The sequence below is a fragment of the Vibrio gigantis genome (genome assembly GCF_024347515.1).
Classification (GTDB): domain Bacteria; phylum Pseudomonadota; class Gammaproteobacteria; order Enterobacterales; family Vibrionaceae; genus Vibrio; species Vibrio gigantis.
On the sequence record NZ_AP025494.1, the window covers coordinates 159,467 to 173,069 of the forward strand.

Genomic DNA, 13,603 nt, shown 5'->3' on the forward strand with positions numbered 1-13,603 from the left:
TTGAAAGAAATCCTAACTGTCTAAACCAGTCCAAAATCGGTGTATAACCAATGATGACAGAATCAAAAATGGACAACGAATATGCTAGGTATGAACTATGTAATTCCATACGCCAAACACAGAACAAATACTGGCAGTGGCGCAGGTGTGCCGTTGATATTGAAATCGAAAGGGCTCGCAAATGGTGAAGGACTTTATGGTGATTGCTTTAACTTGCCGATAAAGCAAGGCGGGGGGGTGGTTGAAAGAAGCCGAAATGGAATCAATGCTCACGAGCACGCTGGTGGAGCTCGGTAAGATACCGAAGAAATTTATAATCACCCGGTTAAACTTAGGACCAAAGGCTGTTCCTGATGAGTTGTTTCTCAATATCTTTGCGAGACATTCTCTGCCCTCAAATGTGAAGCTCAATGGTGTTTGGGCAAGAACGCTTGTCCCCGAGTCGCCGTTTGTACTTTCTGTTATCGACCTGCGTGGGCAGAAGTGTGAATTATCCGTGACGGAAAAAGTCAGCCTGCTGCTGGGCAATGTATCCGGAGAAGTCGCGATACTGTCAGACTCCCCTTATACGACCTTTCCAAAGTGCCAATATCAAGCCAAGATGCTGAACGCGGATTATGACAATGATGGCCGTGTAGCTGGGCGGCTATTGAATTTTGAACAGCTACAGCTTTCTAATGCGGCTGCGCTTTTGATCGATGAATCTACGAAACCAGAAAGACTTCAACAAGTGCTCCATTGGTGTGAGTTGTATCAAATAAAGGTCCGAAAGATAGACGCACGGCACAGTCAACAATAAATATTGTCAATTAACGCCCGAAAATTGGCTCTTTAATTGAAAACATCGTTTGAGGGAAACGTTACCTTATTACCGTCTTTACGTTTATTGGTAACTCTATGATCCACTTCCTAACTATTGCTGCCGCCATTTGGGTACTTAAGTATCTGATGGAGCGCTTCAACAAGAGCAGAGTACTCGTGTTTATCACGGGAATAGTTGGTGTACCTTTACATGAACTCGGACATTACCTGATGTGCAAATTGGTTGGGTTTAAGGTAACCGAAGTGAAACTGTTTCAAATGCCGACTCAAGATAATCCCGTGCTCGGCTACGTAAATTACGAATACCCAATGTCCATCTCCGGTTCAATTCGAAAAGTAATAGTCAGTATTGGCCCAATTTTCACAGGCATCGTCGCACTGTATTTCCTCTCACCACAAGTGACACCGTATCTTTTTAATAACAACACAATTGACCTAACGTTGTTCATGAATAAAGCAGCGTGGCAACAGTGGTTTCTAATCTGGGTTTTATCTTCAGTAACACTGCACATGCTTCCATCTCTCACTGACATCAAAATCGCAATGGCTGGCTCACTGTGGATTGGGGTGTTTACTTATGTCGGCTTAATCTACGCAGCTTCACACACCACAACCGTTCTAAGAAGCGTCAATATCTATCTGGAAGAAATGGCAGGTTTGATGAGTGTTGGGGCAATCATCGCAACAGTCCCAGTCGCTATAACGCTACTTCAATTTATTTTCTCAACTATGAGTTCGCGTATGTATAACAAAAGCGTTAATTCATTAAAAAGAGACTAGACCAATGAAAATGACTCAAAAGAAAACATTAGCTGCGTTCATGATTTCAATCATGGCAGTCGGTTGTGCATCTAACGACATGACCAAATTGGAAGTAGAAAAGGCGAAGCATGACGCAACGGTTGACCGTGTGGATGAGACGCTGAGTAACATTCCTTCTTGGTACATGAAACCACCGAAGTCTAACGGTGAAGGCTTTTTTGCAGCCGGAACAGGAATGAGCTCTGACTTAGACATGGCGGTAACTAAAGCGAAGATTAACGCTGAGTTTGAATTGGCCAAGAAATATCGCCAAATCGTATCGGGCAGTGAACGTGCGTACACATCAGAAACAACCAATTCAGCGACGACGGAAAGCAAAGTCGTATCGTTGACCGAAAAGACAATCGATAAGCTGGTGGCGAACGCACAGCTCTCTGACTATGACGTAACGGATACAGAAATTATCCGTGAAAGTACTCAGTACCGCGTCTACTTATTGTCATTCATGCCATACGATTCGAACAATGATGGCAATGATGACTTATTCCGTGACGTTCGAGCAGCAAGCGACATTGCTTTTAAAGACTTAGAGCGTCGTGTAGATAAGGCAACAAACGGCAACGCTGTTGAGTAGGGTGGTGCCGTGTGAAGGCTATCAATCATCAAATAACAACAGCAAGCGCCTATTACATCTGCATGAATACCATGCAAGACACATTCTATTGGATGTCATTTGCAGGTATGGGTTTCGCGATGTTAGGAGCATTACTGCCTGACATTGACACCAGACATAGCAGGGTAGGGCGCATTGTTCCGTTTTTGAGTATACCGATTGAAGGCATTCTCGGGCATCGAGGAGCGCTACATAGTTTACTTGCCGCGTTCGGCCTTTGGTTCTTATGTGCGACGTATGAGTTTCCTTGGGCGTACTCGCTAACATTTGGCTATATAGGTCACCTTGTGGGGGATGCTTGTACCAAATCAGGCATCAATTTCTTTTGGCCGATAACTACTCGGTATCGAGTACCGCTGACGCCAGCAAGTAACGGCTTCTTTGAGGCAATTACCACGCTTGGATGTGTCGTGATGGCGAGTTGGATTGCATTGAGATAAGTCCAAATTGAGGTTTAGGTATGAATACAGGTTAAGAAAGTACATTAGATAGGATCAACATCACACATTCCCCGTGTAAAACACGGATTTTGTGTGTGAGTTGGGATATAACACGGAAAAACTGTATTGCTTAACACGGTATCGGTAATGCAAACACGGATATCTTGTGTGAATACGCCTAATATTGGCAAATAACACGGGTAACATGTGTGATTAACCGGAAATTTGAGTGTTTACACGGATAATATGATCATCAAGGAGGGTTATGAATAGGAAGTATCGGTTAGCGAGTACGATATAGCGTAAATAGTGTGCATATACAGACTACAAAACCATCAAACCAACAGAAGTTCTTGTGTCTTGGCATCACCGGAAAATGTGTAATGAATGAAATAGCGACACGGAGAGCTTGTATGAACACCGTCCAGCAACCATTCAGGCACGGATTTTTTGTTGTAATTTAGGATACGATAAATGTTATGTCATGTTTTTACACGGATAATCTGTGTTGAAACACGGATAAACTGATCAAAAAACCTCTGTAGTAGGTTTACGATGGAAAAACACGGATTATTTGTAATGCTACACGGGTAAACTGATCATTGAAGCAGTTAATTTGTCGATTCAGCTTCAAAACACGGATAAAGAGTGATGATACACGGATAAATTGATCATTTAATGCCGAAATTTGAATGCCTCTGTTAAATAGGACGGGAAAACTGTTCTAAATAGACGGGGGCTTTGGTGTATCTTGGAATCAAACACGGATAAATAGATCAATACAGGTATTGGTTTGGATAAATTTCAAACAAATAAAATGCATAACCATAAGTATAAAACCTTTATAACTTAGTACCCAACCACAGACAAAACGATATAAAACAACATCATACCAATTAATTTGAAGTGATATCTGCCATGAAATAAGTACGCGGATTATATGTGTTATTGCACGGATAAACAGATCAATAACTACAGAAATAGTACACTATAAACGCTCACTACTGCGTACATCAGCATGGTTAAAGGAATGGGTGTTCAATTTGTATTCAGGAAATTGAAAGCTTTATGGCAGATGGCCGGGACTCTCAAATGAAGAAACGCGGATTTCTTGTTGGGATACACGGATTTCTAGAGTTAATAACGGAAAAGCTGTGATACTAACACGGATAAAGTGTTATACTTTCACACAGTAGAAAATACAGTTGAGATTAGGCATGGATAGTAAGGTCACTACCTCGAAGAAACACACACTTCCAAAACAGTTTAAAAAGGCGCACAAGCTTGTATTCTCGCAGCAGGACCTTACACAACGTGAGGCAGACCTGTTTGCCTTGATGATAGCCCACATGAAGCCTGAAGACTGGGAAAACAATAATACTCCAACCTATCAATTCACCTCAACTCAGCTTTCGAGATGGTTGAACATTGATCCCAAAGAACTCGCAAAGACACTACGACCTGTTGCCGATAGACTGACTAAGAAAAACATTGGCGTGTTGGTTGAAGATGATACCAAAGAGATCCAGGAGTTCGACTTCATCTCGATATTCAAACGTGTGACATACAAAGATAGACGCCTGACAATGAAGCCCAATGAAGAGCTGAAAGACGCCTACATTGAGTATAACAATAGCTATGCGCTTATTACCACACAGAGTTTTCTTAGCCTGAAAAAAGAGTATGCTAAACGTCTTTACGAAATCCTTAGTCGTTTTAAAAGTGGCGGTACCTATCTGCAAACCTTTGATATTGAAGACTTAAAAGGCTTATTTGGGCTCCATGACCCAGCAGGAAAGATAAAGTCAGGTAAGCGATCCTTTTCCAATAACAGTGTCTTTATTGATCGTTGCATTAAAGCCAGCATTAAAGGTATAGAGGATGACTCAGAGACAAATCAGGAGATCATGTTCTTTGACTCTGAAGATGGCAGAACCCATGGTTATGAGGTTTACCGTGAAGGTCGTAAGATATCTAAGATCAAATTTTTATACCGTTGGGTAGAGAAGAAAGGCCCAGTTCAAAAACTCAACCTTGATGACATCAAACGTATAATCTCTTCATTAGAAATGAAGCGTGTCGGTGGAAGTGACCTCACGACTGACGAACTTAAGAACCTTGCACATTGCTATACGTCTATTGGGGAGCAGGACAGAGCAAGCAAGATCAATATAGCCATCAAGCGTCGCGAAAAAGAAGAAGAACAACGTGTGGAAATGGCACAATCTATTGAGAGTTTCCTAAACGAAATTAACAACCTATCTGTTGATGATAATTACTAATAAATACAATAATTTAAGTCACTTACACACAGCTAGAAATAATGCTTTAAAACTATTCAGTGACAAGATGGTGATTACACGGATAAAGTGTGCTTTTAAAGAGAGCTAAAAGATCAATAAACAAGGATATACAGATCAAAGAATCGGATAGAAAGATCATAAGTTCGGGTAGGATGATCATACATTCGGAAAATGAGATCAAATATACGGGTAATGTGTAATTGAAAACGCCAAAAGCTCTTTCTAAACAGTTACTTACGATGCTTCATAGTTATTATAGATCCCATACTTTCAATACTTAATAATAGAAATAAATAGTAATTAATATAGAGTGTAGATAATAACAGTAGTTCAAGGCCATGATTGCTTAAGACAGTTAACCATCATCAGGACAACTCCAACTACATTTCAAATTCGCATCGGTTGAAAAAATAAAGAACCCAACGTGGGTTCTTTATTTCGATTAACTGTCGTCTGAAACCACCCAATGGTCAGCCACCAGCCGCGTTATAAAGGCATCGAAGAATTCTTTTTTACCGAATATACCCATTTCATTAAAATCATTGTTGCAGTAGCTACACAGCACCTCAGTTATTTCTTCATTCACTAGATAGTGGATTTCTTGCTCATTGCGAATGAAAGGGCAGTCCTCTCCACTCAAATCTAACTGTGCGTAATGGGTGCTGAGAAGTTGAGTGATGGCACCGCGCCAACACTTCTCAGTGGTCTTAGCTTTAAAGAAAATGGGCTTCCATAGACCTGTCCTCTTACATAAGCCCCCGCGGGTGACAGACAAATGTATGTGCACATTCCAATTCAGCTTTCTCCCGTAGGTATGAAGTGCACAGAACACGCCAATATCGATATCGAGTTGCCTTGCCCATCCAAGAAGATTTTGGCTGCACAGCTAAAGAGATGATTGAGAAGAAAGCGATTATCCCGAAAGATTGGCCACAGCGTGTGAGGAAGAGTCAACGTAACGTGTTGATACTCACACTCAGGAAGGCTTTGTTTCCTAATTGGATCTCAGATAGAAACGGCCAGTATGGGTGATTATTAGGCTATTTCTATCGTTTTAGGCATACCTAACCCTGTGAGCTTATTCAACGCTTTAATCATGGCGTAGGTTTCACCAACCTGAGCATTATAGTTTCTTAAACTTAATCGCCCACCAAACAGTGTCTTTACACGGAACATAGCCGTCTCTGAAAGTGACCGTTTATGGTAACCGTACTTCTTTTTCCAATGTTTATTTGAGCCGTATAATTTCTGGCAAGCTACCGCCAGATTACGGGGGTGACCTCGTAACCAAAAAGCAGCACCTTCTCTCGGTGGAATAAGTGGAACAGCTTGTTTAATACGTATTGCTTCGTAGCATTGTCTTGTATCGTAAGCTCCATCACCAGATATCTCATTGATTCTACGACGAGTTTGATTCAGTAAATTAGGAAGAGCTTCACCGTCAGTGACATTCGATAAACTTAACTCAGCCGCAATGATTTCATGAGTGCCAGTGTCTACGGCTAAATGGAGCTTACGCCAAACTCGACGCTTCCCGTCAGTACCATGTTTTTTTACTTTCCATTCACCTTCACCGTAGACCTTTAGCCCTGTTGCATCAATGGCTAAATGCTGTATTGCGCCTCGGGTCTTTGTCTTGAATGACACATTAACCGTTTTGGCTCGTTTACTGATGCATGAATAATGAGGACATGACAACGGGAGTTGAGCGAGTTTGAAAACAGAATCGATGAATCCTTGTAACGCTCTCAACGGCATCGCGAATACTCGTTTAACCATGAGGGCGGTCGTAATGGCTAAGTCACTAAACAATCGAGGTCGACCTCGTTTACCTTGCTTGAGTTGCTTCCACTGTTGAATCGTTTCCTCATCAATCCAGAATGTCAGTGAACCACGATTGATTAGGGCTTGGTTATATTGTTTCCAGTTAGTTGTTCTGTAGCGAGGCTTTGGCATTGCTCTAAGTATGTGAGTGAACTTAGATGATCTGATCGTAGCTTTAAGCATTAGTTCCCTGATTTAGGAAACAAAGCCAGTCGGACTTTGTAAGCTTATCTGTTTTAAATATTGTCGGTTGAAAGTCTGCGTGAGGTGGAAAACACGGGATAGTTAACCTAATGTCCTACATGACTGTAATATTATAAATTGTGCCATGGTGGCACCTGTTATTTGGTAATCGTAATGAAAAATGTATTGGTAGCTGTAACCGGCGCAAGCCCACAAGTTCTAACAGAGACTGTTTATGCACTGTATAAGCAGGGAAACCCGATGCCAGAAGAGATCTTTGTTATCACAACAGAAAACTCGAAACAAACTCTAATTGATGGTTTTTTTGTTAAAGGCCACTGGCAAAAATTGATAGAAGATTACCACCTACCAGAGATTAAATTTGACGAGAACAATATTTGGCTGATTGAAGATGAGCAAGGCAATGTATTAAGTGATGCAAAAGGTGAAGCAGATCAAACAATCATGGCAGACTTTATCACTAGTAAAATTGCACAACTAACTCAAAATGATGATCTGATGATTCATGCATCTATAGCGGGTGGCCGAAAAACGATGGCGTTTTATATGGGATATGCAATGTCACTCTATGGTCGAGAACAAGATGTTTTGAGTCATGTATTTGTAGATGATGATTATGAATTTACGAGTGAGTTTTATTATCCAACGCCATATGATAAGCATATCGTTGGCCGAGATAAGAAAAAAGTGGTCAATACCAAAAATGCAAACGTAACCCTCGCTGAGATTCCTTTTGTACGTATGCGTCGTCAGGTTGATGAAGCAATGTTTACTCAAATGAACGAACATTCATTCTCCAAAACAGTCTCTGCAATGAACAGTGCGGCTGGTAAAGACGTCATTGTCAATATTAACACCTTGAGTAAAGAGCTTGAGGTTGCTGGTATCTCCATAAAATTGACAGGCAAAGCCTTGGCGATTTACTTGTTCTTCTTAACTCACTCAGATCGAAAAGAGACGCTAGATCGCTTTTTTGAAGATGATGTGACCCATACGCAACGCTATTTAGAAATACTCAACACTATCAAAGCGGATGTTAGACTTTATAAAAGTATGGGGTTAGAGGATGAAGGGGAATGGAGGCAATCACCAACTCAGGTTACTCCGAAAATGACAAAAGACTTTGTGCGCCAATCTTTGAATGGCCTCCATAAATTATTTGAAAAGTCGCTGGCCCCCCATCTAGTGGAACAAATAAAAGTGCACTCAGATGGTTTGAAATCAGGAGCGACGTATAGTGTCAAACAAGAGCTGAAAATCTACTTAGATGGTAAGCGTCTACGAACCGACTCATTGACTTTCTAATATCTACGCAGATACCGCCAACTAAGGCGGTATCTGTCATTCTGAGCGGTATTCTGTAGGGGCGGACTATTCCGTCTTTGGCATGTTCCAAGGTAGAAGATGACCATGGTCATCCTCACTCTTCAGTTTCGGGATTTCTCGTAACACGTATTCGAGGTACTCATACGGCTCACAGTCGTTAGCCTTCGCGGTTTCGATAAGACTGTACAACACTGCACTGGCGCGGGCTCCATTATGAGTCTTTGAGAACAACCACTTGTTCCGTCCTACCGTGAACGGACGTACTGAACGTTCCGCTCGGTTATTATCCATGCTTAACCGGCCATCATCGATAACTCTTACTAGCTTCGACCATTGATTGAGACTGTAGCTAATCGCCTCACCCAATTTACTTTTAGGGGGCACCTGAGTGACCGATTTATCTAACCACGCCTTGAACTCATTGAGCTGAGACTGAGTCTTTGATTGGCGGGTAAGATATCGCTCTTCCCTCGTCTTATCTTTGAGTGCTTGTTCAACACGATAGAGCTTTTGGAACCAATTGACTGCCCACTGGATTTTACCCCCTTTACCTTGCTTGCCTTTTGGTTGGCTCTGCTCGGCCTCTATGAACTTGCGTCTTGCATGCGCCCAGCAACCCACCAACTTCGCCTCTGTCTTTTCATACGCTTTATACCCATCCACATGAAGGTATCCAGTGTAGTTTGACAGGTACCATTCAGGGCAGTGGTGACCGCGACTCCCTTCCTGGTAGTCGAACAAGACGATACCGGGGGATTTCGCATTCCCTCCTCGGTCCGGACCACACCCATACAACCAGATGTAACTTTTCTTTCTTTCGTCATCGAGCACGGTCAACGTGGTCTCGTCCGCGAACAGAACATCTTGAGCAAGGAGGCTTTCTTTCAGTAAGGCGATTAACGGCTCTACCTTATCAGCGCAACGCAGTATCCACTGACTCATCGTTTTTCGGCTGAGCGCTAACCCATATTGTCTGAACAACGATTCTTGACGATAGAGAGGCAAGGCATAGTGGTATTTGTTCGTGATGATTTGCGCAAGCAAAGAGGGCGTCGCGATGCTTTTCGGGATAATCGATGCTGGCGGTGGAGCCATCAACATGAGGCTCTTTTCTCCTAGCACGTCACATTGACGACAGACGTATTTGGGTCTTTCAGTGACTTCAACGTATAACTTGGCTGGGATATACACCAGTTTTTCACTGGTGCTCTGTCCCATCTTGCAGAGTAACGACTGGCAACACGAGCAGGTTTTTTCTGATTCTGGAATGTCCACCACAACACGCTCTCGTGGTAGGTCTTCGGGAAGCTTTGGGCGACCACGTCGTTTTGTCTCGGATGAAGTGTTTTTTGCTTCCGATGTTTTATCATTCTGAGTATCGGCCGCTTCCTCTTCACCTGTCGTATCGGCATGAGTCTCCGCCTCATTGAACTCTAAGTCCTGAGGGGGCATGGTTTCGCTACTGCTACCAAAGCGTTTACGCCGCGCTAGGTTGAGTTTTTCAACCAGCGATTGGATAGTTATTTCGCTCTCGTTTAGAGACTGGCGAAGTGTGAGTACGTTCGATTTACTCTCGTCTAGAGATTGTCTCAGTGTGAGTATGTTCGATTCACTTTCGCCTAGAGATTGGTGAAGAGTGAGTACCGTAGATTCAAGCTCAGTCACTTTTGAACGTAAGAGCGCTAGCTCATCTTCTTTATTTTTATTTGGCATATAAGGAAGATCGCAGAGATCCGCGAAAGTTCCTTATCCGCTAATATTTTTTAATTTAATTAAGACTTTGGTAATTCAATGTTTGATGGGGTTTCATTTTTTCAATGTCGAGCCCATCAAGCAACCAATGCCACTGCTCTTCCGTTAATGAGAGGGTTTTCCCTGGCATTTTTCTTGGCCAAGCGAACTTGTCTTTTTCGAGTCGCTTTTGCCAGAGGCAAAAGCCATTACGCTGCCAGTAGAGAACTTTGAGCTTATCCCGCGTGCGATTACAGAAGACAAATAGCGCTTCGGAGAAGGGATTAAGGTTCATATTCTGTTCAACAATAAAGCTCAAGCCGTTAATGCCCTTTCTAAAATCGACGGGCGCCTTGTGGAGATAGACAACAGAGATATCAGGGAACATTTTCATACAACAGCAAGCTCCTTCAATAGAAGGCCGAGCCACTGAGGTGCTACATCACGAGGCACATGAAGAGAGCACGCGCCTGCTTCAAGGCGTAATTCCGTAGGTAACGTAGAGGGCGGCAGTTGCTCGGTTTTGGTGTTTATCATGGGTGTTTTTTCAACAACAACGAATTCAGAAAGTGAATCTTCTCGTTTTTTAGGCAGGTTGACTAAGTGGTGTAGTTTGCGACGGTTGTTGTCAAACGTTTTTGGATGAAGATTGTGCTCTAAACAAAACTGAGCGGCAGACTGCTCACTATTGTAATACTTCTGCACAAGACGTAGCCATTCTTGTTGAGATCTATGCTGAGACATTTTCGAGTACCTTTAACAATCAAAGTTAAAGGTTACGACGTTTATTGAAAGGATTGAATGAGTCGATTTAAAGACGCTTACCTTAGATGGGCAGTTACTATAGGTTAACAATGAAACTAACTGACAAGCTGTTGTCGCCGTTTTTGGTATAACTTAGAAAATACACCCTAGTAGAAGTGGGGGGAGCCTAGAAGTGGACCCCAATGGTTGGACACATAAGCTAATATCTTAAGTGGTTGATCCAACTCATGCAGCGTATCTCTGCCTACCAAAGTAGGCTTCATCAGGGGTGAGGTCATTGAGTCCCTGATGGTTACGCTCCTCATTATAAAACACCATGTAGTGGCCGATTTCAAGCTCTGCTTCTCGGGGCGTGGTGTAAGCTTTTAAGTAAACCTCCTCATATTTCAGGCTTCTCCATAATCGCTCGATGAAAACATTGTCGACCCAGCGTCCTTTCCCATCCATACTTATCCTGACTCCATGGTCGATTAGCTTCTGTGTGAATTCGGTGCTGGTAAACTGACTGCCTTGATCTGAGTTGAAGATATCTGGCGGTCCATAATGTTTAAGCGCGTCTTCAAGGGCTTCGATACAAAAGCTCGTGTCCATCGTGTTGGATAGCCGCCATGACAGCACCTTTCGGCTATACCAGTCGATAATGGCGACTAAATACAGGAATCCCTTAGCCATCGGGATATACGTGATGTCAATCGCCCAAGCTTGGTTTGGGTAAGTGACTTCGATATCACGCAAAAGGTAGGGATAAACCTTGTGTGCTTTGTTCGCTAGGGTCGTTCGAGGCTTGGGGTAAATAGCCCCAATGCCCATGTCTCGCATTAGCCGAACGACACGTTTACGATTAACGTTGTGGCCTTTTTTAGCCAACTCATTTCGAATGCGTCTGCTCCCCTGCGTATTTCGGTGATTGCGAACGCTTGTTTCGGTTTATTCCGAACACCTGAACCAGCACTTTTTCTCTTTCCCTATTTTTACTCTAAGTGTTCGGATTGCGCCAGTTTTCTCATTGATTCTCCTCCCAGTTCTATTCGATGACTATTGTGAACTAGACGATCCATTAGAGCGTCAGCGACAGTGGCGTTGCCTATCATGTTGTACCACTCTTTTACTGGTAACTGGCTGATGACGATTGTGCTGCTGTTTTGGTAACGGTCTTCAAGCACTTCTAACAAGTGTCCAGCATGCTCATGAGTCAGTTTTTCCATCCCCCAGTCGTCGAGGAGTAGTAAGCCTTTCTTAGCCAGCGACTGAAGTTGTTTTTGATAGCTACCATCCAGACGACCTGCGGTCAGATCATCAAGCAAGCGAGTTAATCGGTAGTACCTGACGGTTTGCTGTTGGTCGCAGGCACTGGTTGCCAGAGCGCAACCAAGATAGGTTTTGCCAGCACCTGTTGGGCCTGTGATCAAGATATTCTGATGCTTATGCAGATAACTGCCCGTCAGAAGTTCGCTCATCTGTTTTACGATTGAGGTTTCGTCCCTCTTTGTAGATGAGTTGGCTCGGCTGGGCATCCACTCTCAGCTTTGCTTGTCTCTTCAAGCGTTGGATTTTGCTCTGATTACGGTTCAAGATTTCACTCTCCAGGAGCAAGCTTAACCGCTCCTCGAAGTCCAGCTCTGCGTAGGTGGTCAGTTGCTCTTGTTGATGCTCTAACGCTTTCGCCGCATGGCTCAAGCGCAGGGTTTTAAGTTGGTCATTGAGTACGTTCATCTCCTTTCTCCTAGTGATAACAGTTCGGGCCACGAACATTGCTGTGAACAAGGTTCGGCGTATTCGCTTTATCTTTACTCAGTTGCCCTTCACGATTGTTCTTGAGTAGATTGTTGACGAAGGTGTAATTGGGTTTTGTTAGCATCAGTGCATCTTTACAGGCTTGCTCTAGGCGCGATTCGCCATAGGTTTTACTGAGGCTGAGCAAGCCAAGGCAGGAACGATAAGACTGCTCTGGATGAGGCTTGGAGTTCATCATCTTATTGACGACTTCTCGTGTGGCTGGGCCGATATTGGCTCCCCAGCTAAGCAAGCGCCCTGGCGACCACTTCTGATGTTGATGGTTGCTTGGCATGTGCTCTGGTTGGGTGCTGTTTCCTCGCTCTCTTTGGCTACGTGGATGCTGGGCCACCAAGTTACCTTGATGGTAGATCTGCACCAGGCGATTAGAGGCTTCCAACTCGACATGGTGACCAACAAGTTGATGGGGAACCGAGTAGTAATGACGGCGATATTCGATGTGATAGTCAGGGCCAACTTTGGCTCGTTTAGTTTCGGTATACAGGTAACGCTGCCTAGGCAGTGGCTTTAATGCAGGTTTGTCGAGTTTATCGAACAGCGCTTGGCGGCTGGCGCCATACTGTTTCATCTCACGCTGATTTAACTCATTCATGAGTTCACGGATGGCGAGATTCAACTCTTTAAAAGTGTGGAAGGCTTGGTGTCGCAACCGCATCATGATCCAGCGTTCTACTAGGAGCACGGCATTCTCTGCCTTGGCTTTGTCTTTCGGTTTGTAGGGGCGAGCAGGCATCACGGCTGTTTGATAGTGATTAGCCAGCTTTTGATAGCTGTCGTTCAGTCTCGGCTCATAACGATTGGCTTTGGTGACTGCGCTGCGTAGGTTATCGGGAACTAAGAGTTGTGGTACGCCACCGAAGTGTTCGAACGCATTCGCATGCGCCTCTAACCAGTAGGGCTTCCCTTGGATACACACATGATACGAATCTTCGCCATCACCGAACGATAGAATTACCCCT

The 13,603-nt window shown here is 43.6% G+C and carries 11 protein-coding genes and 4 pseudogenes; 7 read left to right on the forward strand and 8 right to left on the reverse strand.

Going from position 1 to position 13,603, the window contains the following annotated elements:
* Positions 1 to 81: 81 nt before the first annotated feature.
* From OCV56_RS25775 to OCV56_RS25800, 6 genes are all read left to right on the forward strand, one after another.
* The gene (locus tag OCV56_RS25775; protein ID WP_150330748.1) at positions 82 to 297 is read left to right on the forward strand and encodes a hypothetical protein; all 216 of its coding nucleotides are present in this window, start codon (positions 82 to 84) and stop codon (positions 295 to 297) included.
* Complete coding sequence (locus tag OCV56_RS25780) at positions 257 to 799, forward strand: hypothetical protein (protein ID WP_086714989.1); 543 nt, start codon at positions 257 to 259, stop codon at positions 797 to 799. Before OCV56_RS25775 ends, OCV56_RS25780 begins: the two co-directional genes overlap by 41 nt.
* Positions 800 to 897: 98 nt before the next feature.
* Positions 898 to 1,602 (forward strand): hypothetical protein, encoded by a 705-nt coding sequence (locus OCV56_RS25785; RefSeq protein ID WP_086714988.1) that lies wholly within the window; start codon positions 898 to 900, stop codon positions 1,600 to 1,602.
* A 4-nt stretch (positions 1,603 to 1,606) separates the two neighbouring features.
* A complete protein-coding gene (locus OCV56_RS25790) occupies positions 1,607 to 2,218 on the forward strand; it encodes an LPP20 family lipoprotein (RefSeq protein WP_086714987.1) in 612 nt (203 codons plus the stop codon).
* An 11-nt stretch (positions 2,219 to 2,229) separates the two neighbouring features.
* Positions 2,230 to 2,697, forward strand: coding sequence for a metal-dependent hydrolase (locus tag OCV56_RS25795; protein WP_086714986.1), 468 nt, complete (start codon positions 2,230 to 2,232; stop codon positions 2,695 to 2,697).
* A gap of 1,217 nt (positions 2,698 to 3,914) precedes the next feature.
* Positions 3,915 to 4,979, forward strand: coding sequence for a replication initiation protein (locus OCV56_RS25800; protein WP_086714985.1), 1,065 nt, complete (start codon positions 3,915 to 3,917; stop codon positions 4,977 to 4,979).
* 619 nt (positions 4,980 to 5,598) lie between these two features.
* Here the strand turns inward: OCV56_RS25800 and OCV56_RS25805 are convergent.
* Positions 5,599 to 5,999, reverse strand: a pseudogene (locus OCV56_RS25805) (transposase); the annotation flags it as partial.
* A 36-nt stretch (positions 6,000 to 6,035) separates the two neighbouring features.
* Entirely contained in the window at positions 6,036 to 6,956 is a 921-nt protein-coding gene (locus OCV56_RS25810; RefSeq protein ID WP_086715048.1) for an IS5 family transposase, read from the reverse strand.
* 225 nt (positions 6,957 to 7,181) lie between these two features.
* On the opposite strand from OCV56_RS25810, the gene csm6 reads away from it, so the two are divergent.
* Positions 7,182 to 8,333, forward strand: coding sequence for a CRISPR-associated ring nuclease Csm6 (gene csm6 / locus OCV56_RS25815; protein ID WP_086714984.1), 1,152 nt, complete (start codon positions 7,182 to 7,184; stop codon positions 8,331 to 8,333).
* Between the two features lie 66 nt (positions 8,334 to 8,399).
* On the opposite strand, the gene tnpC is transcribed toward csm6, so the two are convergent.
* The 6 genes and pseudogenes from tnpC to istA all read right to left on the reverse strand — a co-directional run.
* Positions 8,400 to 10,067 (reverse strand): IS66 family transposase, encoded by a 1,668-nt coding sequence (gene tnpC, locus OCV56_RS25820; RefSeq protein WP_086714983.1) that lies wholly within the window; start codon positions 10,065 to 10,067, stop codon positions 8,400 to 8,402.
* Between the two features lie 55 nt (positions 10,068 to 10,122).
* Entirely contained in the window at positions 10,123 to 10,479 is a 357-nt protein-coding gene (tnpB, locus tag OCV56_RS25825; RefSeq protein WP_086714982.1) for an IS66 family insertion sequence element accessory protein TnpB, read from the reverse strand.
* Positions 10,476 to 10,829, reverse strand: coding sequence for an IS66 family insertion sequence element accessory protein TnpA (gene tnpA / locus OCV56_RS25830; RefSeq protein ID WP_086714981.1), 354 nt, complete (start codon positions 10,827 to 10,829; stop codon positions 10,476 to 10,478). Before tnpA ends, tnpB begins: the two co-directional genes overlap by 4 nt.
* 246 nt (positions 10,830 to 11,075) lie before the next feature.
* Positions 11,076 to 11,741: pseudogene (locus tag OCV56_RS25835) on the reverse strand (IS3 family transposase); the annotation flags it as partial.
* An 80-nt stretch (positions 11,742 to 11,821) separates the two neighbouring features.
* A pseudogene (gene istB, locus OCV56_RS25840) lies at positions 11,822 to 12,563 on the reverse strand (IS21-like element ISVch3 family helper ATPase IstB).
* A 10-nt stretch (positions 12,564 to 12,573) separates the two neighbouring features.
* Positions 12,574 to 13,551 (reverse strand): annotated as a pseudogene (gene istA, locus OCV56_RS25845) (IS21 family transposase); the annotation flags it as partial.
* Positions 13,552 to 13,603 lie beyond the last annotated feature (52 nt).

What these genes read in the sequence shown, in the direction of transcription:
- OCV56_RS25775 (WP_150330748.1), top strand. Translation starts at nt 82, where the DNA reads ATGCTAGGTATGAACTATGTAATTCCATACGCCAAACACAGAACAAAT.
- OCV56_RS25780 (WP_086714989.1), top strand. Translation starts at nt 257, where the DNA reads ATGGAATCAATGCTCACGAGCACGCTGGTGGAGCTCGGTAAGATACCG.
- OCV56_RS25785 (WP_086714988.1), top strand. Translation starts at nt 898, where the DNA reads ATGATCCACTTCCTAACTATTGCTGCCGCCATTTGGGTACTTAAGTAT.
- OCV56_RS25790 (WP_086714987.1), top strand. Translation starts at nt 1,607, where the DNA reads ATGAAAATGACTCAAAAGAAAACATTAGCTGCGTTCATGATTTCAATC.
- OCV56_RS25800 (WP_086714985.1), top strand. Translation starts at nt 3,915, where the DNA reads ATGGATAGTAAGGTCACTACCTCGAAGAAACACACACTTCCAAAACAG.
- OCV56_RS25810 (WP_086715048.1), bottom strand. Translation starts at nt 6,956, where the DNA reads ATGCCAAAGCCTCGCTACAGAACAACTAACTGGAAACAATATAACCAA.
- csm6 (WP_086714984.1), top strand. Translation starts at nt 7,182, where the DNA reads ATGAAAAATGTATTGGTAGCTGTAACCGGCGCAAGCCCACAAGTTCTA.
- tnpC (WP_086714983.1), bottom strand. Translation starts at nt 10,067, where the DNA reads ATGCCAAATAAAAATAAAGAAGATGAGCTAGCGCTCTTACGTTCAAAA.
- tnpB (WP_086714982.1), bottom strand. Translation starts at nt 10,479, where the DNA reads ATGAAAATGTTCCCTGATATCTCTGTTGTCTATCTCCACAAGGCGCCC.
- tnpA (WP_086714981.1), bottom strand. Translation starts at nt 10,829, where the DNA reads ATGTCTCAGCATAGATCTCAACAAGAATGGCTACGTCTTGTGCAGAAG.